This is a genomic window from Noviherbaspirillum humi, from assembly GCF_900188095.1.
Taxonomy (GTDB): Bacteria; Pseudomonadota; Gammaproteobacteria; order Burkholderiales; family Burkholderiaceae_D; genus Noviherbaspirillum; species Noviherbaspirillum humi.
This window is the reverse complement of record NZ_FZOT01000001.1, coordinates 33,795-54,480: the sequence shown is the minus strand read 5'-3', so window position 1 is coordinate 54,480 and position 20,686 is coordinate 33,795. Positions and strand designations below refer to the sequence as shown.

Sequence of the window (20,686 nt, the reverse complement as noted above, 5' to 3'; positions counted from 1 at the left end):
TCTGATGCGCTTAAAAAAAGTCCTTTGGCTGCAAAAGAAACCCATCCCCCTCCCAACCTCCCCCCTTGAAGGGGGAGGGGCGTCCTTTATGGAGGAGTGTCCTTTATGGGGAAGGAACCTCCTCAGCTCTGACACTCCGCCGGCGTCCTTGGCGTCAGCTTCTTCTCCTGCGCGTATTTCGCGGCGGTGTTCTTCACCAGCGGCTTGATGATCTGCTCGTCGGCCTGGATCCAGTCGGAGGTAAACTTCCACTGCTTGCCGTCCCAGGTATGGATGCGCGCCCAGGCGGAACCCATGTGGTCGGTGCAGGAGGTGCTCACCGGGCGCATGACGCCGGCGAAGCCGAGGGCGTCCAGCTTGGCCTGCGTCAGGTCGAGGTTTTCCAGGCCCCAGCGCACCTGCTCGCCGGTCATTACCTTGCCACGGCCATAGCGTTCCTGGGCGGCGCGCACGCCTTCCACGCCGATCATGGCGCTCATCGCGCCGCGCATGTACAGCACCTGACCGACTTCCTCGCGCGGGCCGGTGCCCTGGCCCTTGTCGTGCACCATCGCCAGGACGTCCTTCACCACCTTGGACTGCGGCTCGGCGCCGTGCTGCATGGTCACCGCGTTGTAGCCCTTGGCGCCGTCGGCCACGTCCTTCACGTCCGGCTCGGCGCCGGCCCACCAGACGCCGTACATCTTCTCGCGCGGATAGCCGGTGGCCTGGGCTTCCTTGATGGCGGTGGAGTTCATCACGCCCCAGCCCCACAGCACCACGTAGTCCGGGCGCGCCTGCCGCACCTGCAGCCAGGTTGCCTTCTGCTCCACGCCCGGCGCGGTGACCGGCAGCAGCTGCAGGTCGAAGCCGTTGAGGCGGGCGCGTTCCTGCATCAGCGGGATCGGTTCCTTGCCGAACGGGCTGTCGTGGTAGACCAGGGCGATCTTCTTGCCCTTGAGCTTGTCCATGCCGCCGCCTTCCTTCTTGGCGATGGCTTGCAGGATGGCGTCGGCGGCGACCCAGTAGGTGCCGGCCACCGGGAAGTTCCACTTGAACACGGTGCCGTCGGCGCTCTCGCTGCGGCCGTAGCCGACGGTCACCACCGGCACCTTGTCCTGCGGCGCCTTCTCGGTCAGGGCGAAGGTGGCGCCGGTGGACAGGGGCTGCACGAAGGATGCGCCCTTGCCCTTCAGGCGCTCATAGCATTCCACGCTGCGGGCGGTGTCGTAGGCGGTCTCGCACTCCTCGAAGGCGATCTTGACGCCGTTGATGCCGCCGCGCGCATTCACCAGCTTCAGGTAGTCGACGAAGCCGTTGGCCCAGGGCACGCCGTTGGGCGCGTAGGGACCGGTGCGGTAGGACAGGACCGGCACGTACTGCTCCTTCGCCTGCGCGTAGGCATTGGTGAATACCGTCGTGGCCGCCGCGGCCAGCGTAGCGGATGCCAGAACCAGGTGTCGCATCTTCATGTGTCTCTCCTCGAATCAAGCCCGGCCTCCCGGGCGCCAACTCTCAATGGACTGCGGCGGACCGCAGCTTCTTCTTGTAAAACAGCGCTAGTACGGAAATGGCCAGACCCGCAGCTTCTGCTTGCCGACCGACCACAGCTTGGCCAGGCCGTGAGGCTCCACGACCAGGAACCACACGATCAGACCGCCGAAGATCATCAGTTCGATATGCGAGATGGTGGCGGTGGAGATGCTCAGCCCCACCGTCCCGGCCAGCAGCGGCAGCATCTGGCTCAGCAGGATCGGCAGCACCACGATGAAGGCCGCGCCCAGAAAGCTGCCGAGAATGGAGCCCATGCCGCCGATGATCACCATGAACAGCAGGCGGAAGGACTGGTCCACCGAGAAGGCAGCCGGCTCCCACGAGCCGAGGTAGACGAAGCCCCACAGCGCGCCGGCCACGCCGATGATGAAGGAGCTGATGGCGAAGGCCGAGAGCTTGGCGGACATCGGCCGGATGCCGATCACCGCCGCCGCCACGTCCATGTCGCGGATCGCCATCCATTGCCGGCCGATGGCGCCGCGCACCAGGTTCTTGGCCAACAGGCCGATGACCGCCAGCACGCACAGGCAGAACAGGTACTTGCTGACGGCGCTGTCGAGCGGCAGGCCGAACACCTGCAGGTTCGACACCGATACCGAGCCCGACGGCGAATCGTTGGTGAACCATTTCACGCGCAGGAACATCCAGTCGCTGAAGAACTGCGCCGCCAGCGTCGCCACCGCGAGGTAGAGGCCGCGCACCCGCAGGCTGGGCAGACCGAACAGGATGCCGAAAGCGGTGGCGCAGAGGCCGCCGAGGATCAGCGCCGGGATCAGCGGCATGTCCGGGATGCGCACGAAAAAATTGTAGGCGCCATACGCGCCGACCGCCATGAAGGCGCCGGACCCGAGCGAGATCTGGCCGCAGTAGCCCACCAGCAGGTTCACGCCCACCGCCGCCAGCGCGAAGATGAGGAAGGGGATGAGGATGGCGCGGAACAGGTAGTCGCTCGCCGTCAGCGGCACCACGACGAAGGCTGCCAGGATCAGCAGGCCGATGGCGACGCGGTCCTGCGCGATCGGGAAGATCTGCTGGTCGGCGCGGTAGGTGACCTTGAACTGGCCGTTTTCGCGGTAGAGCATGGGTTTCCTTTACACTCGATCGATGATCTTCTCGCCGAACAATCCCTGCGGCCGGAACAGCAGGAACACCAGCGCCAGCACATAGGCGAACCAGATCTCGATGCCGCCGCCGACGAAGGGGCCGAGATAGACTTCGGACAGCTTCTCGCCGACGCCGATGATCAGGCCGCCGAGGATGGCGCCGGGCACGGAGGTCAGGCCGCCGAGGATCACCACCGGCAGCGCCCGCAGCGCCACTGTCGCCAGCGAGAATTGCACGCCGAGCTTGCTGCCCCAGATCATGCCGGCCACCAGCGCCACCACCCCGGCCACGCACCAGACGATGACCCAGATGCGGTTGAGCGGAATGCCGATCGACTGCGCCGCCTGATGGTCGTCCGCCACCGCCCGCAGCGCGCGGCCGGTGGCGGTCTTCTGGAAGAACAGGCTCAGGCCGGCCACCAGCGCGGCGGCAATGGCGGCCGCGATGATGTCTTCCTTGTTGATCAGGATGCCGCCCTGGAAGGTGGATTCGAACGCGAACACCGGGTCCTTCGGCATGCCGATGTTGATCTTGTAGATGTCGTTGCCGAACAGGATCTGGCCAACGCCTTCGAGAAAGTAGGTGATGCCGAGCGTGGCCATCAGCAGGGTGGCGCCTTCCTGGTTGACGAGGTGGCGCAGCACCAGCCGCTCGATCAGCCAGGCGGCGGCGAACATGATGGCGCCGGCGATGATGAAGGCGCCGATATTGGCCAGCACCGGGCCCACGCCGAACCAGCGCGGCAGCCATTCGGAGAAGCGCGCCATCGCCAGCGCCGCGAACAGCACCATCGCACCCTGGGCGAAGTTGAACACGCCGGACGCCTTGAAGATCAGCACGAAGCCGAGCGCCACCAGCGCATACAGCATGCCGGCCATCAGGCCGCCGATCAGGGTTTCGAGGAAGAATGCCATGCGGGTTGTCTCCGTTGGTACTTTGCTTTTTCGTCTTAGGTTTTGCTACGGTTCTCTACGACTTTTTGTTTCACTGCTAAAAGACGTCCCACCCTATATAGAACGTTCCTCCCCCTTCAAGGGGGAGGTTAGGAGGGGGATGGGTTTCTTTCGCGCTTGAAGAACATTCTTTACTTGCGACAGAAACCCATTCCCACCCACAGCAGCGCTTGCAAGCGCTGCTGGCTGCGCAGGCGCGGAGCAATACTCCGCGAAACCCCTGCTACGCCCCTAGCCCTCCCCTTGAAGGGGAGGGAATCAAGCAGTCGGTTGTTAGGGCCTTCCTTACATGGCGCTTGCAAGCAAAACCGGCTTAGAGCGCGCTACGCCGCCACCTTCTCTCCACCAAGGTACGCCCGAATCACCTCCTCATTCCCCCTCACCTCATCCGGCGTGCCATCCCCGATCTTCTTCCCATAGTCCAGCACCACCACCCGGTCGCTGATGTCCATTACCACGCCCATGTCGTGCTCGATCAGCACCACCGTCGTGCCGAACTGGTCGTTCACGTCGAGGATGAAGCGGCACATGTCCTGCTTCTCTTCCACGTTCATGCCGGCCATCGGTTCGTCCAGCAGCAGGATTTCCGGCTCCATCGCCAGCGCCCGGGCGAGGTCGACCCGCTTCTGCAGGCCGTAGGGCAGCTGGCCGACCGGGGTCTTGCGGATGTGCTGGATCTCGAGGAAGTCGATGATCTCCTCCACCTTCATCCGGTGCGCGATCTCTTCCCGTTCCGCCGGGCCGAAGCGCAGCGCCTGCATCAGGAAATTGCTCTTCATGCGCAGGGTGCGGCCGGCCATGATGTTGTCGAGCACCGTCATGCCCTTGAACAGGGCGATGTTCTGGAAGGTGCGGGCAATGCCGCTGCGGGCCGCCTCGTAGGTGTTCATGCCGCGCCGCGGTTTGCCCCGGAAGATGATCTCGCCCTGCTGCGGGTGGTAGACGCCATTGATGACGTTGAGCATCGAGCTCTTGCCGGCGCCGTTGGGGCCGATGATGGCGCGGATCTCGTGCTGGCGCACGTCGAAGGAGATGTCGGTGAGCGCCTTCACGCCGCCGAAGGCCAGCGAGATGTTGTTCAGGCTCAGGATCACGTCCCCGATCCGCCTGGTCTGTGCCGTGCTCATGGATTGTCCTCGCCTCGGTTCACGCGGCCTGCTTCATCGGCGCATGGGTTTTCACGTCGCGGATCTTCAGGTCGGCGCTGATCATGCCCTGCCGGCCATCCTCGAACTTCACCTGGGTCTCGATGTACTGCGACGCCTTGCAGGTATAAAGCGCGTCGATCAGCACCCGGTATTTCTCCGAAATGAACTTGCGCCTCACCTTTCGGGTGCGGGTCAGCTCGTCGTCGTCCGGATCGAGTTCCTTGTGCAGCACCAGGAAGCGGTGGATCTGGGTGCCGCTCATCAGCGCTTCGCCCGCCAGGTCGGCGTTCACCTTTTCCACGCATTCGGCGATCAGGTCGTAGGTCTCGGGCTTGCCGGCCAGGTCGGTGTAGCCGGAGTAGGGGATGCCGCGCCGCTCCGCCCAGTTGCCCACCGCATCCATGTCGATGTTGATGAAGGCGCACACCATGTCGCGGCCGTGGCCGAAGGCGACCGCTTCCTTGATGAAGGGAAAGAACTTCAGCTTGTTTTCGATGAAGTTCGGCGCGAACATCTGGCCGCTCGCCATGCGGCCGACGTCGGCGGCACGGTCGATGATCTTCAGGCTGCCGTCGGAATCGAAAAAGCCGGCATCGCCGGTATGGAAATAGCCCTCGGCGTCCATTACCTCGGCGGTGGCGTCGGGCCGCTTGTAGTATTCGCTCATGACCGAGGCGGAGCGCACCAGCACTTCGCCATTGTCGGCCAGCTTCACTTCCACGCCCGGCGCCGGCAGGCCGACGCTGTCGAACTTGATCTTGCCGTCCGGCTGCAGGCAGACATAGGCGCAGGTCTCGGTGGAGCCGTACAGCTGCTTCAGGTTCACGCCAATGGAGCGGTAGAAGCGGAACAGGTCGGGGCCGATGGCGGCGCCGGCGGTGTAAGCCACCCGCACCCGAGACAGGCCGAGCACGTTCTTCAGCGGGCCGTAGACGAAAAGCTTGCCGAGCTGGTAGCGCAGGCGGTCGAGCGCGCCGACCGGCTTGCCGTCCAGGATGTCGGCGCCGACCCGGCGCGCCACCTCCATGTAGTGGTGGAACAGGGTGCGCTTGATCCAGCCGGCATCCTCCATGCGGATCATGACGGTGGTCAGCATGTTCTCGAAGATGCGCGGCGGCGCGAAGTAATAGGTGGGGCCGATCTCGCGCATGTCGTTCATCACGGTGTCGGCCGACTCCGGGCAGTTGACGGTGAAGCCGGCCGCCAGCGCCTGGGCATAGGAAAACAGGTGGTCGCCGACCCAGGCCATCGGCAGGTAGGACAGGATGTCGTCCTTCTCGCTGAGTTTGTCGAAGCCGGCGCCGCCGGTGGCGGCGGCGATGAAGGAGGCATGGGTCTGGCACACGCCCTTGGGCTTGCCGGTGGTGCCGGAGGTGTAGAGCATGACGGCCACGTCCTGCGGACCGCCGGCCTCCACCTCGCGCAGGAAGAAGTCGGGATGCTCGCGCTCGAACTCGCGCCCCATTTCCTGCACCCGGTCGTAGGCATGCAGTTCCGGCTGGGTGTAATTGCGCATGCCGCGCGGGTCTTCGTAGATGATGTGGGAAAGGCGGGAAACGCTCTGCTTGATCTCCAGCAGCTTGTCGACCTGCTCCTGGTTTTCCGCCACGGCGAAATCGATCTCGGCATCGTCCAGCACGTAGGCCATGTCGGCTGCTGGCGCATCCTGGTACAGCGGCACGGCGACGCCGCCCAGGCATTGCGCCGCGATCATCGCCCAGTACAGGCGCGGCCGGTTGTCGCCGATGATTGCCAGGTTCATGCCGCGCCTGAAGCCCATCGCGGCGAGGCCGCAAGCCAGCGCACGCACTTCCTCGGCGGTCCGGGCCCAGCTGACCGTCTGCCAGATGCCCAGATCCTTTTCGCGGTAGGCGGGCCGTTCCGGCCGGACCTGCGCATGGCGCAGCAGGATCCGGGGGAAGGTCATGCCGGTCGTCTCATCCACCATCTTCACTCTTTCCGTGTTCGGACTGCAGAGAATCGGTGGAGACTGGAACCGCAAGCGCGAGGTGCCGGCGTGGAGCGCGGCATCGTCTGCGCTTACAATGTCTCCTGTTTGTGTTTTTGTCGATACTAGGGCAGCGGCATCGAGGCACGCTGTCATCCTGCTGACAATCTACTGATAAACCGACCCGATAGCAACCTGGCTCATGACTGGCTCCACGCTTTCCCCCGCGCCTTCCTTCCGGGAACGGCTGCGCGACACGATCTGGGCCCGACAGCTCACGCCGGAGCAGATGGCCCGCGTCGAGGTCGAGACGGTGGAGCAGTTCGTGCCCAAGGGCGGCTTCGTCTGCCGCAAGGGCGAGATGGTGGACAGCTGGATCGGCGTGGTGGAAGGGCTGGTGAAGATCACCAACCTGTCGCCCGAAGGCAAATCCGTCACCTTCACAGGCCTCGCCGCCGGCGCCTGGTTCGGAGAGGGCACCCTGCTCAAGCAGGAGGTCCGCAAGTACGACGCGGTGGCGCTGCGCGACAGCCGCATCGCCCGCATGCCCAGCAAGACCTTCATGTGGCTGCTCGACACCAGCCTGCCCTTCACCCGATTTCTGTTGATGCAGCTCAACGAGCGGCTTGGCCAGTTCATCGGCATGGTGGAATCGGATCGGCTGCTCGACGTGGATACCCGGGTGGCGCGCTGCCTCGCCAGCCTGTTCAACGAGCACCTCTATCCCGGCACCCATACCCTGCTGCAGATCTCGCAGGAAGAGATCGGCTACATCTGCGGCGCTTCGCGCCAGCGCGCCAACCAGGCGCTGCAGGTGCTGGAGAAGGCCGGCCTGCTGAAGGTGGATTACGGCGGCATCCAGATCCTGGACGTGGCGGGCCTGCGGCGATTTCACGCCTGAGCCCACGCTCTCATCGATGGACCTTTCCATGAGGTCCGAGGGCGAGCGCCCACCCCGGCGCCAGGCCGGCCGGCGTGCCACTCTGCTTGACCTAGGCGTGGCCGGAGCCGCACAGGCAATCATGCCCGCCTGCTTAATTAATAAGCATCAAGGATTGAACCCCAACCCAGAACCTTGCCGCGTCATCATGGTCTGAAAAGAAAGATTGCAGTCTGCAATGAAAGGATGACTATGAAAATCGTCGAATTCGCTCTCGCGCTGGGCCTGGCTTTCACCTTGGCGGCCTGTGACAAGGCCGGCACCCCGCCCAAGCCGACCACCTCGTCCACTGGCAACACCGACAGCGGCTCGGTCGCGCTGGCGCCGGGCGCGGTGCCGCCCTCCGATGCCACCATGAAGCCGACCGCTCCGGCGACGGGCAGCGGCAATGCAGCCACCCCGACCCAGGCCAATCCCACGCCGCTCACCAAGGAGCAGGAGCAGTCCAGCCTGCCGCACACCGGACAGGTCAACAACCACTCGACGCCGGACACGACGTCGGCGAAATAAGGGGTTCAGGCCACCCGGCTGCGCTGCGCGCGCACCTGGATGCGGCCGCCGCTGAGCTTGAGGCGGTGCACGCCGCGCAGGGCAATCAGGTCGCGGTCATGGCAGGCCATGATGACGCTGGCGCCGCTGGCGGTGAGGCTGGGGATCAACGCCAGCACCTGTTCGCGGGCGGCGCCGTCGAGGTTGGAGGTGGGTTCGTCCAGCAGCAGCAGGCGCGGCTGCAGCACCTTGGCCCGCGCCAGCGCGATGCGCTGCTTTTCGCCGCCGGACAGCGTCTGCGTCCGGCTGTCGCGCAAATGTGCCACCCCGGCCCATGCCATGGCATCGTCGACCAGCGCATCGATACGCTGGCGCGGCACGCCGCGCGCCACCAGGCCATAAGCGATATTCGCCGCGACGCTGGTGGAAAACATCACCGGATGCTGGTGCACATAGATCACCGACTCGCGCATCGCCTGCGGATAGGGCGAGAAGCGCACCGCTTCGCCGGCGAAGGCCGCAGCCTCCGCCTCGGCGCTCTCCAGCCCGCCCAGCACCCGCAGCAGCGTGCTCTTGCCGGCGCCGTTCAGGCCGGTGAGCACATAGGCGGTGCCGGCGGCGATGTTCAGCAGGTCGATGTCGAACAGCTGGCGCTCGCCGAAGGATTTGCGCAGGTGGTGCAGGGTGAGGAGAGGGGACATGGCTAAAGGGTAACGTGCCATCGCGAGAAGAGTGCGAGAGGGCCGGTCAAGCTGCCATCATAAAGGATAGCTTGCGATGGCGCATGTTTTGGACCGCCTGCCAGGGTGCGGGTTGTGCTTCCTGCTGACCGTCGGCTGTTTCCACGTCCAGTAACGCCTAACTGCGCTCTTGTGTCGGGGGGCGGCCGTTGAGGACTCATCCTGTTGCGCTGTTGCGCACAACAACACGTCACGCCCACAGCCACTATCCAGAGTGATTTCGGTACGAATTTTGCTCGACTGGAAATGGCTAATATCAGGCCTCAAATTGGGAGAAAACATATGGCTGACGAAACTGTGGGGGCATCTGGATCAGGGCAAGCCAATCGAATGCTCGTGGCACAAAATTCTGAAGGTCCCAAGCTTGGTGAAACGAAGACCAACGAAGCACCGCCTCAAAGGGCGCAAGATCAGGTCCCAGAGGCTAAGGGAACGTGGAATATGACGGGCGACTCGATGAGGACTGCTGCCGACTGGGAAGCGTTGATGGCCAATGTCAAAGAGCGAGGAATGCCTTACCAGACCGTGTTCGTGGATGTCGACTCCTATAACAGCCTTCTACCCGCCGAATTACGGGGGCGAGATCCCGTGAAGTCCACCGAAGCCTTGATCGGAATGCTTTATGCATCTGGCGTTGTCGTCCCAGGCGGAACTGTTGTTCTCCTGCCCGAAGATAACGGCCCGTTCATCGCCAAGAGTAATCTCAGGTCGATCGCATCGAGAACCGGCTTGACGATCACAGACCTCAGCGGTGGGGCCGAGAAGCAGGCAGCCTACCCAACAACCCTCAAAGAGTCAGCAGTCCAACGTCGTAGCGTTGCGTTGCAAATAGTAAAACGAGTGAAAGAGCTTACTGGATTGTCTGAATTGCCCCCGGGCCTTGTCATGAAGATCTTCTATTGGGGGCTTTCGCCAATGGAAACCCCCGGAAGAACGCTGCGCTCGGCTATCAACGAACTCAATGGATTTCCCCGTCGCCTCGAGGATGTGAACATCATGCGGTGAGGGGGCTTGACCCAGCGCGAGAGACGGCGCCAATCGCTTTACGAGGATCGGGTCGAAGACCTATCGCGCCGCCAGCCCCGGCAAGGCATCGAACCACTCCGGTTCGAACACGAAGCGCTCCTTCCCCGACAGCAGCAGGAAATGCTTGCCGGTGCAGCGCGCCAGCAGCGTCATGCCGACGCGCTGCGCCACCGTGTGGCCCATCTGGGTGGTGCCCGAGCGCGACAGCAGGAAGGGAATGCCCATCTGCGCGCCCTTGATCACCATTTCCGAGGTCAGGCGGCCGGTGGTGTAGAACACCTTGTCACCGCCCGCGATGCCGTCCAGCCACATGCGCCCGGCGATGGAATCCACCGCGTTGTGGCGGCCGACGTCCTCGATGAACGTCAGCAGCTCGCCCTCGGCGGAGAACAGGCCGCAGCCGTGCACCGAGCCGGCCTGCTTGTAGATCGAGGGATGGGTGCGGATGGCGTCCACCACGCGGTACAGCGTCGACTGCGTCAGGCGCGCCGCTTCCGGCAGGGCGATGTCGTCGACTTCATCCATCAGCTCGCCGAACACCGAGCCCTGGCCGCAGCCGGTGGTGACCACCCGCTTGGCGGTGCGGGCCTCGATGTTGTCTATGCCCTCGCGGGTGGTGACCGCCACCGCGCCAACCTGCCAGTCCACCTGGATGGAGGCGATGTCGTCGATCGAGCGCACCAGGCGCTGGTTGCGCAGGTAGCCCAGGGTCAGCATTTCCGGCGCGGCGCCGAGCGTCATCAGCGTCACCAGCTCGCGCTTGTCGACGTAGACCGTGAGCGGGCGTTCGGCCGGGATGGAAATGGTGGAGCGGCGGCCGCGCTCGTCCAGCACCTCCACCGCTTCGGTCAGGGCAATGCTGGCGCTGGAGAGGAGAGGGCGGCGCGACATGGAGGCGGAAACCGGATGAAAGGGGAGCGGAAAAACAGGCGGTCCGCCGCGGACGGCGGACCGGGATGGCGGGTAGTTTACTTCTTGGCGCTGGTTTGCGCAGCGGCTGCCGGGGCGGCGGGCTGCGCAGCGGCCGGCGCCGCTGCAGGAGCTGCGGCCGGTGCCGGCGCGGAAGCGACGAAGGGGCCCGGATCGGCGCAGGCCGGGGTCTCGGCCGGCTTCACGTCCTTCTTGCCCTTCAGGTACTGGGCGGCGACCTTGTCCTGCGACTTGCACAGCTGGTAGGCGCTGACCTTGTCGCCCCAGGCGGCTTTTTCCTTGGCGAGGGCGGCGGCGGCCTTGGCCTCCTCCGACGGCGCCGGCAGCTTGGCCAGGGCCGAGCCGGACAGGCCGGCCAGCGCCATGGCGATCAGTGCGATGGTGGTTTTCTGCATGTGGATTCTCCTTAGACTGCCTTCGCCGGCTGTATGACCTTGGCGCCTTCCGCCGTGCGCACGCGCGGGATCTCGCCTTTCTCGATCTGCTCGTACCACAGGTCGTGGTGCTCCTTGGCCCAGGCATCGTCGACGTAGCCGGTGCGCATCGCATCGTAGGCGCCTTCCATGCCGATGGTGCCAATGTAGATGTGGGCGAGCGACATGGCGAACACCAGCACCGCGGCGACCAGGTGGATCACGTTGGCGTACTGCATCAGCGCCCGGGTGTATTCCAGGTTCGGCACGATCTTGTCGAGCACGAAGCCGGAGCCGCTGACGATCAGGCCGAGCACGGTGACGCCGCCCCAGAACCAGATCTTCTCGCCGGCGTTGAAGCGGCCGGCACTGGCATGGCCGCGCGCCCCGCCCAGCTTCTTCAGCCAGTCGAGGTCGCCCTTGCCCGGCAGGTTGTCGCGCACGAACATGACGAAGAACACGATCACCGAGGCGGTGAACAGCGGTCCGACGAAATTGTGCACGTTCTTGCAGGCGTAGGCCAGCCAGCCGAACAGGGTATGGCCAAAGAGCGGCATCAGGACATGCTTGCCGAACAGCATGGTGAGGCCGGTGAGGGCCAGCGCCAGAAAGCTCAGCGCCATGGTCCAGTGGGTCACCCGCTCGAGCGAGGTGAAACGCTCGATCAGGCGGCCGGTGCGCGGCGCGTTCAGCTTGATCTGACCGCGCAGCAGGTACACCGCCGCAATGCCGAGCACCGCCAGGATCAGCAGCCAGCCGCCGTAGGAGGTGAGCGGGCCGTTGCGGTACTGGCGCCAGGCTTCGCCGGCGGAGGTGGCGCGCGCCTGGCCGGGGAACTGCTCCTTGGCCTGGATCAGCACGCCGGCTTCCGGCGCCGGCAGGCTGGAGTAGTGCTGCTGCCCCTCCTTGACCGCGCGCCAGACCGGCGCATTGTTGCCGGGCTGGTCACGGCTGCGCTCCGCCTGGTTCTGCTTCATGATGTCGACCGACTCCACGGCAGGAGCCGGGGCGGCAGCCGGGATGGGCTGCGCCGCCGGCTTGGCCGCTTCCTGGGCGAAGGCGCCGCCGACGGAGGCCGTCAGCAGCGCCGCGCCGAGGGCGAGGCTGGCTAAACAGGTTTTCATGATGTCTCTCCTGGCCGTGGCTCAGTTGATCTTGTTGTACTCGTTCTGACCCATTGAACGGGCACGCAGCTGGTTCTCCCAGGAAGTCTTGTCGCCCGGCGCCCAACTGCTGGCGACGAAGGCGTTCTTGGCGCCCTGCCAGGGCGCCGCATCGTCGCGGTTGGCGGACTGGGCCGACTTGGTCTGGTCGATTTCACCGCAGGCGGCCAGCAGGCCGGCGGACAGGGCGATCACCATAAGCGTCTTCATCATTTCTTCCCCTCGGTGAAGGAGGCCGGTGCTGCGGTGGCGGCCGCCGGTGCGGTGGCGTTCGGATTCGGCGACTTGCCGTAGGCGGTGCCCCAGCCCCAGACTTCGCTGCCCTTGCCGCGGCGCATGACACGGCTGCGGAAGATGTCGGCGATGGCGTCGCCGTCGCCGCCCAGCAGGGCCTTGGTCGAGCACATCTCGGCGCACAGCGGCAGCTTGCCTTCGGCCAGGCGGTTGCGGCCATACTTCTCGAACTCGGCCTTGGAGCCGTTTTCCTCTGGGCCGCCGGCGCAGAAGGTGCACTTGTCCATCTTGCCGCGCAGGCCGAAGGTGCCGTTGGACGGGAACTGCGGCGCGCCGAACGGGCAGGCGTAGGAGCAGTAGCCGCAGCCGATGCAGGTGTCCTTGTTGTGCAGGACCACGCCTTCGTCGGTGCGGTAGAAGCAATCCACCGGGCACACCGCCATGCAGGGCGCGTCGGAGCAGTGCATGCAGGCGACCGAGATGGTCTTTTCCTGGCCGATGACGCCGTCGTTGACGGTGACCACCCGGCGGCGGTTCACGCCCCAGGGCACTTCATGCTCGTTCTTGCAGGCGGTTGCGCAGCTGTTGCACTCGATACAACGCTCCGTGTCGCAGATAAATTTCATTCTTGCCATGTGTCTCTCCTAAGCGCTGTATCGATCAAGCCGCGAAGCGTTCGATGTTGCAGATCGTGGTCTTCGTTTCCTGCATCATCGTCACCGAGTCGTAGCCGTAGGTGGTGGCGGTGTTGACCGCCTCGCCGCGGACCACCGGCATCGCGCCTTCCGGATAGGCATCCTTCATGTCCTTGCCCTGCCACCAGCCGGAGAAGTGGAACGGAATGAAGGCGGTATCCGGGCCGACGCGCGGGGTGACCAGGGCGCGCACCTTGAGGCGGGCGCCGGTCGGGGTCGACACGATCACGTATTCGCCGTTGCGGATGCCGCGGTCGGACGCCGCTTTCGGATTGATCTCGACGAAGTTCTCCTGCTGCAGTTCGGCCAGCCACGGATTGGAACGGGTTTCCTCGCCGCCGCCCTCGTACTCCACCAGGCGGCCGGAGGTGAGTATGATCGGGAATTTCTCGTACAGCTTGTTCTCGACGTTCTTCTGCTGCACCGACTTGTACAGCGTCGGCAGGCGCCAGAAGGCTTTCTTGTCGTCGTGGGTCGGATACTTTGCAACCAAGTCCGGCCGAGTGCCGTACAGCGGCTCGCGGTGCAGCGGGACCGGGTCGGGGAAGTTCCACACCACGGCGCGCGCCTTGGCGTTGCCGAAGGGGTGGCAGCCATGCTTCATCGCCACGCGCTGGATGCCGCCGGAGAGGTCGGTCTTCCAGTTCTTGCCCTCGGCCGCCTTCTTCTCGGCCTCGGTCAGGTCATCCCACCAGCCCAGCTTCTTCAGCAGGATGTGATCGAATTCCGGATAGCCGGTGGTGATTTCCGCGCCGAGCGAATGGGAGCCGTCTTCCGCCAGCAGGTTGACGCCATCCTTTTCCACGCCGAAGTTGGCGCGGAAGTTGCCGCCGCCGTCCATGACATGCTTGGACGTGTCGTACAGGTTGGGCGAACCCGGATGCTTGATCGCGGCGGTGCCGTAGCAGGGCCAGGGCAGGCCGAAGTAGTCGCCGGTCATGTCATAGCCGGTGACCGGGTCCTTGCCGCCCTTGCACTTGAGGGTCTTGACGTCGAACATGTGCATGTTGCGCATGTGCGCCTTCAGGCGCGCCGGGGACTGGCCGGTGTAGCCGATGGTCCAGGTGCCGCGGTTGATCTCTTCCAGCATGGATTCCGGCTCCGGCTCCATCATGCCGCCCTTGCCGGGCACCAGCTTGATCTTGGCGACCAGTTCCTTGCCGAAGCCGAGCTTCTCAGCCAGCTGGTACATGATCATGTGGTCGGTGCGGGATTCGAACAGCGGTTCGATGACCTTCTCGCGCCACTGGAGGGAGCGGTTCGACGCGGTGACCGAGCCGGAGGTCTCGAACTGGGTCGCCGCCGGCAGCAGGTACACCGCGCGGTTCGGGTTCAGTTCCTGGCCGTCGACCTGCATCGCCGCCATCGCCGCGGTGGCGGAAGGATAGGGGTCGATCACCACCAGCAGGTCGAGCTTGTCGAGCGCCTTCTTCATGTCCAGGCCGCGCGTCTGCGAGTTCGGCGCATGGCCCCAGAACACCACGCCCTTGACGTTGCTGTCCTGGTCGATGTACTCGTTCTTTTCCAGCACGGCGTCGACCCAGCGCGAGACGGTGGTGCCGGACTTTTCCATCATCGCCTGGGAAGCGAACTGCTTCTTCACCCACTCGTAGTCCACGCCCCAGACGGTGGACCAGTGCTTCCAGGCGCCGGTGGCCAGGCCGTAGTAGCCGGGCAGGGAATCCGGGTTCGGGCCGACGTCGGTCGCGCCCTGCACGTTGTCGTGGCCGCGGAAGATGTTGGTGCCGCCGCCGGAGACGCCGACGTTGCCGAGGATGAGCTGAACGATGCAGGAAGCGCGCACCATGGCGTTGCCGATGGTGTGCTGCGTCTGGCCCATGCACCAGACGATGGTGGACGGGCGGTTCTTGGCCATGGTCTCGGCGGCCTTGAACACCTCTGCCTCGGGCACGCCGGAGACTTCCTCGACCTTCTCCGGGGTCCACTTCATGACCTCTTCCCTGACCTTGTCCATGCCGTAGACGCGGTCATTGATGTACTTCTTGTCTTCCCAGCCGTTCTTGAAGATGTGGTACGCGATGCCGAACAGCAGGGCGACGTCGGAGCCGGAGCGGAAGCGGATGTACTGGTCCGCCTTGGCCGCGGTGCGGGTGAAGCGCGGATCGCAGACGATCATCTTGGTGCCGTTCTCCTTGGCGTGCAGCATGTGCAGCATGGAGACCGGATGCGCCTCGGCAGCGTTCGAACCGATATACAGCGCCGCTTTCGCGTTCTGCATGTCGTTGTAGCTGTTGGTCATCGCGCCGTAGCCCCAGGTGTTGGCCACGCCGGCCACCGTGGTGGAGTGGCAGATGCGCGCCTGGTGGTCGCAGTTGTTGGTGCCGAAGAAGGAGACGAACTTGCGCAGCATCTGCGACTGCTCGTTGTTGTGCTTGGAAGAGCCGACGAAGAAGACGGAATCCGGGCCGCTTTCCTTGCGCAGCGCCAGCAGCTTTTCCGAGACTTCCTTGAGCGCCACGTCCCAGGAAATGCGCTGGTACTTGCCGTTGACCAGCTTCATCGGATATTTCAGGCGGTATTCGCCATGGCCGTGCTCGCGCAGGGCGGCGCCCTTGGCGCAATGGGCGCCGAGGTTGATCGGCGAATCGAACACCGGTTCCTGGCGCACCCAGACGCCGTTCTCCACCACCGCGTCGACCGCGCAGCCTACCGAGCAGTGGGTGCAGACGGTGCGCTTGACCTCGATCTTGCCCTTGCCGTCACCGGCGGCGGCGCTGGCGTTGGCGCGCTTGATCAGGCTGAGCTGGGAAGCGGCGATGCCGGCGCCGACACCGATGCCCGAACGCTTCAGGAAGGTGCGGCGGTCCATCGTGGGCAGGGCGCGCGACAGAGTGTCGCTGAGGCTGGATGAGAAACGGCTAGGCGTGCGCTGGCCTGAGTGGCCCTTGCGAGTCAGCTGCATGGAAGTCCCCTCGGGATTAAATGGTGGTGGTGCGGTAATACTTCTTGATGTGCTCGGTCAGGCGGTAACCGTCGCCTTCCGGCTCGGCCGGCGCCGCGGCGGCGGCTTCCGGAACGACCGCTTTCGGTGCGAATTTCACGGCGGCCACGCCGGCTGCGGCCAGTCCGAGTCCGGCGAAAAAGCTGCGCCGAGTGGTTTTCTTGGCTTCTGTCATATCTCCCCCTCCTTGGTTTCAACGCGACAGCACTGAATTTCAAAAGGACAATGCTACAAAGTAACACAAGCTGCGCACTCATGCAGAGCCGAGCATATGTCATGCGCAACATAGCGATACAAAAATAGTGCATCTCTGCACTATTTAAGACCATTATTGGCGGTTTTGTTGTGATAGCGCAACCCGCGCCCAGCCGGTTCCGTTACCGGCAGCCGGGTCACGCCATGTCGAAGGCTTGCATTTCGACTTCGAAGAAGGCCCGCGCCAGCTTGGCAACCGATGAATAGAAGGGGGTCTTGGGATGGTCCAGGATGGCGTCGCACATCTGCAGCACCCAAGGCTGCAGGTGATCGGCGAAAAACGCTTTCTGGGTAGTGAGGTTGGCATGCAGGGCGTCATCGGAAGCGATCAGGTATCGCATGACTTCGCACAGATAGGCCACATGGTCTTCCGTCTCGGGCATGGTGTCGTCGCGCGCCAGACCGAGGCGCGCCAGGTCGGCGCGCAACGCCGCCAGCGGTTTCTCCATCAGGAAACCGGACAAATAATAGGACCCGTACAGCATCACGTCCGGTTTCCCGACGCCGATGAACACGCTTTCATACTCGTCGCGCACGGCTTCCGCCCGGCTGTCCTTGCAGGCGGCGGATAGCTCCGCCCAAGCCTTCTCCAGCAAGCCGTCGCCCTCCCGGCCGGCGGAGCCGATGGTGTCGAGCAATTGCTGCGACGGCGGGGCGTAGAGCAGGGTGGCGAGCAGGCCGTACAGGTCGGCGCGGGCGGTTTCCTCGCCGGCGTCCGGCGCTTCGAATTTCAGGGGCTGGGAAGTGGTCATCGGATGCTGGAAGGTCAGTGTGGTTATCGTTGCCGGTATCAGCGCAGGCGCTTCAATGCGGGCGCTTCAGGTCGAGGACGCTGGCTTCGCGCTTGTTCTCCATCATGTCGACCACGCGGCAGTCGCCGCACATCTTCAGGCGGTCGATGTTGCCGGCGAAGGCGCCATGCAGGGACAGCTTGGCCACCATGTTCTCGATCATCTGCAGGGTGCCGAAAGGCTTGCTGCAGCGGATGCAGTGGAAGGGCTGGGCTTCGTTCAGCACCTGCGGCTGCTTGACGGCATCGGTCAGCAGCAGGCGCGGCGTCAGGCTGATGGCGTTCTCCGGGCAGGTCTTCTCGCACAGCCCGCACTGCACGCAGTTCTTCTCGATGAAGCGCAGCTGCGGCAGATTGGGATTGTCGGCCAGCGCCGACTCCGGGCAGGCGCCGACGCAGGACATGCAGAGCGTGCAGGCGTCGCGGTTGACGTTCACGCGGCCGAAGGGCGAGGCGGCCGGCAGCGGAATTTCCTCCGGCTTCACCGGCGCATGCTTGAGCAGGTGCTCGATGGCGAATTCCAGCGTGTTGCGCTTGTCCGCCGCCACCCGGAACACCGCCGGCTGCGGCGCCACCTCGGCCGGGCGCAGCTCGTGCAGCGCCACGTCCAGGCCTTCCGGCGTGCCGGCGCGCACCAGCTGCAGGTGCGTGCCCTGGTAGCCGAGGCCGTTGAGGATGGCCTGCGCCACGTCGATCTGCTCGCCCAGCGCCTGCAGGTACTGCGGCGCTTCCTCATCGGTGGTGAGGATGGCGACATTGGTGGCGCCATAGGCGATGGCCGCCAGCCACAAATCGATGCCGGCGGACGCGGTGTGGTGCAGCGCCAGCGGCATCACGCGCGCCGGCATGCCCTTGAGCTTGCGGGTGGCCTGGGCGGTGCGGCCGAGCTCGCCGATCAGCTCGGCACCGCCTTCATGGCTGTGCAACAGCAGCGCCGGCTGGCGGCCGCCGGCCTTGGCATAGGCGGCGAGCATGGTGCGGATGCGCTGGCCCATGTCGGCAGCGCGCGGGTAGGCGTAGGTCAGCGCGCCGGACGGGCAGACGGTGGTGCAGGCGCCGCAGCCCATGCACAGGTTGGGCGTGACCTTCACCAGATTGCCGTTGCCGGCGATGGCGGCGGTGGAGCAGACGTCGATGCAGGCGTTGCAGCCGGTCTGCTGGTTGCGGCTGTGGGCGCACAGCTTTTCTTTGTAGATGAAGTATTTCGGCTTGGTGAACTCGCCCACCATCTGCGTCAGCTGCAGCGACGCTTCGGTCTGCCTGACTTCCGAGGCGCCCGGCGCGAAATAGCCCTGCGGCGGCTGGTGCAGGGTAATGAGCGGCTGCTCGGAGAGGTCGAACACCAGGTCGAAGCTGCCGCTGCGCTCGGTGGCGCTGCGCTGGAAATCGATGGCGCCGATCGGGCCGCAGGCCTTGACGCAGTCGCGGTGGTCACGGCACTTGTCGAGGTCGATCTGATAGGTCAGGTCGATCGCGCCTTCCGGGCAGGCGCTGATGCAGGCGTTGCAGCGGATGCAGGTTTCCAGGTCGATCGGGTTGGCCTGCTGCCAGCTGACCTCGAAGGCGCCGAGCCAGCCCTTCACGTGGATGCGCTCGCCGGAGAACACCGGGAAGGCGCGCGACTGCATGCCGGACGAACCGCGTCCCGAGGTCAGCAGCACGCTCACTTCCAGCTGCTGCTCCAGGCGCGCCGCCCAGCGCAGCGCCCGTTCCGCCGGGCCGATGATCAGCACCCGGCCGGCCGACGCATACTCCACCATCGGCACCGGCTCCGGCTCCGGCAGGGTCTGCGCCGCCAGCAGCGCCGCCATCTTCGGCAGTGAATCGCGCGCCTGGGCGCTCCAGCCGCCGGTCTCGCGGATGTTGACGAAGCGAATCGGCGCCACCGTGCCTTTCTGCTCGGCGAGTTCCGAAAAGAGCGCCTGTTCCTGGGTGCAGGCGACCACCACGTCGTCCACGCCGTCCAGGGCGTTGAGATAGGCGCCCACCTCGCGCCGGCACAGCTGGTTGGCGACCGGCAGTGCCTCGCCGCCCAGTGCCGCGCCCAGCTTGGCGCCGGCGGCCGCGTCCAGCGGCATGGTGTGGTTGCAGTTGCAGACTTTAAATTTCGTGCTCATCGGAAGGCCTGGTGGGAGTCGTTTGGTTCGGCGCCTGCCCGGCTTCGGCAGGGCGGTCGGTGTCTTGGTCGGAAGCGGGCGGCTGTCCGGAGGCGGCCGCCTGAATGGGTTGCTCGTCCTGGCTGTCGCCGCCAGGCTGTTCGGCAGCGGCCGATTCTGCATCGGCCTGCGCGGCCTCCGGCATGGCTTCGGCGGGCTCCGTGGCGTCTTCCGCCTCGCCGTCGGCGGACTTCGCCGCGATGCTGCCCGGCACGTCGGACTTCTCCGCTTCCGGCGCATTCAGCAGGCTCAGCAGCGGCTTGCCGAACTGGTCGAGCGGATTCAGCACGCTCTTGGCATGGAGCAGGCCGGCCAGCATCGCCGCCGGGATCGGGTCGGACTTGGTGTAATCGTCGATATAGATGTCCAGCCCGTCCATCACGTTGAAGTGCGGATCGGTGAACAGCTTCTTCATGGCCGAGCGCCGCACGCCCTCGTCGACGTCGCGGGCGACGAAGCGGGAGAAGTCGGATTCCGGCGTCAGCGCCGCCACGTCGTCCAGGGTCGGCGCCGGCAGCGGCTCTGTCGGCGCCGGCGGCGCGGCTTGCGTCTCCGCCGGGCTTGCCTGCTCGGCTTCGCGCGCTTCCGCCTTGCGGCGCGACCACTTCTGGAAAAAGCTTTCAGCGGCCATGGATGTCCTTTTCGTCGCTCGCCATCTGCGCCACCTGCTCGCCGCCCTCGAAGGAAGGCTTGCGCCGCTTGCGCTTCGGTTCGGGCTTGTAGAAGTCGCGCACGAAGGCGGCCAGCTGCTCGACGATTTCCGCCGGCGCCGGCAGGCTGTCGACCCGCTCGCCGCCATCCATCAGGCGCGATGCTTCATGATAGGACAGGGTGACGTGCTTGGGCACCGCGATTTCGCCGCCGTCGACCTCTTCCATGCGCCACATGACGAACCAGCCCGGCTGCGGCGAGTCGATGTTGAGGAAATAGCCTTCCGCCTCGTCGCTGAACAGGCGCACTTCGAAACCCGGGAACAGCCAGCGGCTGTCGGCCTCGTCCTGGCGCAGGCAGCGCATGCTGCCGTCGCCGAACGGGTCGGGGATGACATCGATCGGTTTCCAGGCGTAAGGCTGCCAGCGGCTGTTCAGCGGCGTGCGCTGCATGACGACCGCCACCCGGGTGGCTTCCGGCTCCCTGCCCGAAGGCGCGTTGCTGCTCATAGATGTGATGCTTTCGTGGTGCTGGTTGCCCGCGTCCGGCATGGCGA

20 protein-coding genes are annotated in these 20,686 nt (G+C 65.1%); 3 read left to right on the top strand and 17 right to left on the bottom strand.

Features of this window, described 5'->3' with window-relative positions:
* Window positions 1-122: 122 nt before the first annotated feature.
* The 5 genes from CHB88_RS00270 to CHB88_RS00250 form a co-directional block, all read right to left on the bottom strand.
* The gene (locus tag CHB88_RS00270) at window positions 123-1,451 is read right to left on the bottom strand and encodes an ABC transporter substrate-binding protein (RefSeq protein ID WP_089397296.1); all 1,329 of its coding nucleotides are present in this window, start codon (window positions 1,449-1,451) and stop codon (window positions 123-125) included.
* Between the two features lie 87 nt (window positions 1,452-1,538).
* Entirely contained in the window at window positions 1,539-2,615 is a 1,077-nt protein-coding gene (locus tag CHB88_RS00265) for a branched-chain amino acid ABC transporter permease (protein WP_089397295.1), read from the bottom strand.
* Between the two features lie 9 nt (window positions 2,616-2,624).
* Window positions 2,625-3,551, bottom strand: a complete 927-nt coding sequence (locus tag CHB88_RS00260; RefSeq protein WP_089397294.1) for a branched-chain amino acid ABC transporter permease — start codon at window positions 3,549-3,551, stop codon at window positions 2,625-2,627.
* A 362-nt stretch (window positions 3,552-3,913) separates the two neighbouring features.
* Window positions 3,914-4,717 (bottom strand): ABC transporter ATP-binding protein, encoded by an 804-nt coding sequence (locus CHB88_RS00255; protein ID WP_089397293.1) that lies wholly within the window; start codon window positions 4,715-4,717, stop codon window positions 3,914-3,916.
* Between the two features lie 19 nt (window positions 4,718-4,736).
* Complete coding sequence (locus CHB88_RS00250) at window positions 4,737-6,665, bottom strand: AMP-dependent synthetase/ligase (protein ID WP_245844614.1); 1,929 nt, start codon at window positions 6,663-6,665, stop codon at window positions 4,737-4,739.
* A gap of 223 nt (window positions 6,666-6,888) precedes the next feature.
* Between CHB88_RS00250 and CHB88_RS00245 the strand changes: the two genes are divergently transcribed.
* Both CHB88_RS00245 and CHB88_RS00240 read left to right on the top strand, forming a co-directional pair.
* On the top strand, window positions 6,889-7,587 hold the full coding sequence (locus CHB88_RS00245) for a Crp/Fnr family transcriptional regulator (RefSeq protein ID WP_089397291.1): 699 nt from the start codon (window positions 6,889-6,891) through the stop codon (window positions 7,585-7,587).
* 231 nt (window positions 7,588-7,818) lie between these two features.
* Window positions 7,819-8,136: a RodZ family helix-turn-helix domain-containing protein gene (locus tag CHB88_RS00240; RefSeq protein ID WP_089397290.1), complete on the top strand. Its 318-nt coding sequence runs from the start codon at window positions 7,819-7,821 to the stop codon at window positions 8,134-8,136.
* 5 nt (window positions 8,137-8,141) lie between these two features.
* Here CHB88_RS00240 and CHB88_RS00235 read toward each other — a convergent pair whose 3' ends face one another.
* Window positions 8,142-8,816, bottom strand: coding sequence for an energy-coupling factor ABC transporter ATP-binding protein (locus tag CHB88_RS00235; protein WP_089397289.1), 675 nt, complete (start codon window positions 8,814-8,816; stop codon window positions 8,142-8,144).
* A gap of 321 nt (window positions 8,817-9,137) precedes the next feature.
* Here CHB88_RS00235 and CHB88_RS00230 point away from each other — a divergent pair, with 321 nt between their 5' ends.
* Entirely contained in the window at window positions 9,138-9,860 is a 723-nt protein-coding gene (locus tag CHB88_RS00230; protein ID WP_143131086.1) for a hypothetical protein, read from the top strand.
* A gap of 60 nt (window positions 9,861-9,920) precedes the next feature.
* Here the strand turns inward: CHB88_RS00230 and CHB88_RS00225 are convergent, their stop codons facing one another.
* The 11 genes from CHB88_RS00225 to CHB88_RS25440 form a co-directional block, all read right to left on the bottom strand.
* A complete protein-coding gene (locus CHB88_RS00225) occupies window positions 9,921-10,772 on the bottom strand; it encodes a formate dehydrogenase accessory sulfurtransferase FdhD (protein ID WP_089397287.1) in 852 nt (283 codons plus the stop codon).
* Window positions 10,773-10,849: 77 nt separating this feature from the next.
* Window positions 10,850-11,206 carry a hypothetical protein gene (locus CHB88_RS00220; RefSeq protein WP_089397286.1) on the bottom strand — a complete coding sequence of 119 codons (357 nt, stop codon included), beginning with the start codon at window positions 11,204-11,206 and terminating at the stop codon, window positions 10,850-10,852.
* An 11-nt stretch (window positions 11,207-11,217) separates the two neighbouring features.
* Window positions 11,218-12,348 carry a formate dehydrogenase subunit gamma gene (locus CHB88_RS00215; protein ID WP_089397285.1) on the bottom strand — a complete coding sequence of 377 codons (1,131 nt, stop codon included), beginning with the start codon at window positions 12,346-12,348 and terminating at the stop codon, window positions 11,218-11,220.
* A gap of 21 nt (window positions 12,349-12,369) precedes the next feature.
* On the bottom strand, window positions 12,370-12,597 hold the full coding sequence (locus CHB88_RS00210; RefSeq protein ID WP_425436050.1) for a hypothetical protein: 228 nt from the start codon (window positions 12,595-12,597) through the stop codon (window positions 12,370-12,372).
* On the bottom strand, window positions 12,597-13,256 hold the full coding sequence (fdh3B, locus tag CHB88_RS00205; RefSeq protein ID WP_089397283.1) for a formate dehydrogenase FDH3 subunit beta: 660 nt from the start codon (window positions 13,254-13,256) through the stop codon (window positions 12,597-12,599). The genes CHB88_RS00210 and fdh3B overlap by 1 nt, the downstream gene beginning before the upstream one ends.
* A 25-nt stretch (window positions 13,257-13,281) precedes the next feature.
* The gene (locus CHB88_RS00200; RefSeq protein WP_089397282.1) at window positions 13,282-16,239 is read right to left on the bottom strand and encodes a formate dehydrogenase subunit alpha; all 2,958 of its coding nucleotides are present in this window, start codon (window positions 16,237-16,239) and stop codon (window positions 13,282-13,284) included.
* Between the two features lie 16 nt (window positions 16,240-16,255).
* Window positions 16,256-16,453, bottom strand: a complete 198-nt coding sequence (locus tag CHB88_RS00195) for a hypothetical protein (protein WP_089397281.1) — start codon at window positions 16,451-16,453, stop codon at window positions 16,256-16,258.
* A gap of 217 nt (window positions 16,454-16,670) precedes the next feature.
* Window positions 16,671-17,285, bottom strand: coding sequence for a TorD/DmsD family molecular chaperone (locus CHB88_RS00190; protein ID WP_089397280.1), 615 nt, complete (start codon window positions 17,283-17,285; stop codon window positions 16,671-16,673).
* Window positions 17,286-17,337: 52 nt separating this feature from the next.
* Window positions 17,338-19,440, bottom strand: coding sequence for a 4Fe-4S binding protein (locus CHB88_RS00185; RefSeq protein ID WP_089397279.1), 2,103 nt, complete (start codon window positions 19,438-19,440; stop codon window positions 17,338-17,340).
* Window positions 19,424-20,110: a DUF3306 domain-containing protein gene (locus CHB88_RS00180; protein ID WP_245844612.1), complete on the bottom strand. Its 687-nt coding sequence runs from the start codon at window positions 20,108-20,110 to the stop codon at window positions 19,424-19,426. The genes CHB88_RS00185 and CHB88_RS00180 overlap by 17 nt, the downstream gene beginning before the upstream one ends.
* Entirely contained in the window at window positions 20,100-20,639 is a 540-nt protein-coding gene (locus CHB88_RS25440; protein ID WP_245844610.1) for a DUF3305 domain-containing protein, read from the bottom strand. Before CHB88_RS25440 ends, CHB88_RS00180 begins: the two co-directional genes overlap by 11 nt.
* Window positions 20,640-20,686 lie beyond the last annotated feature (47 nt).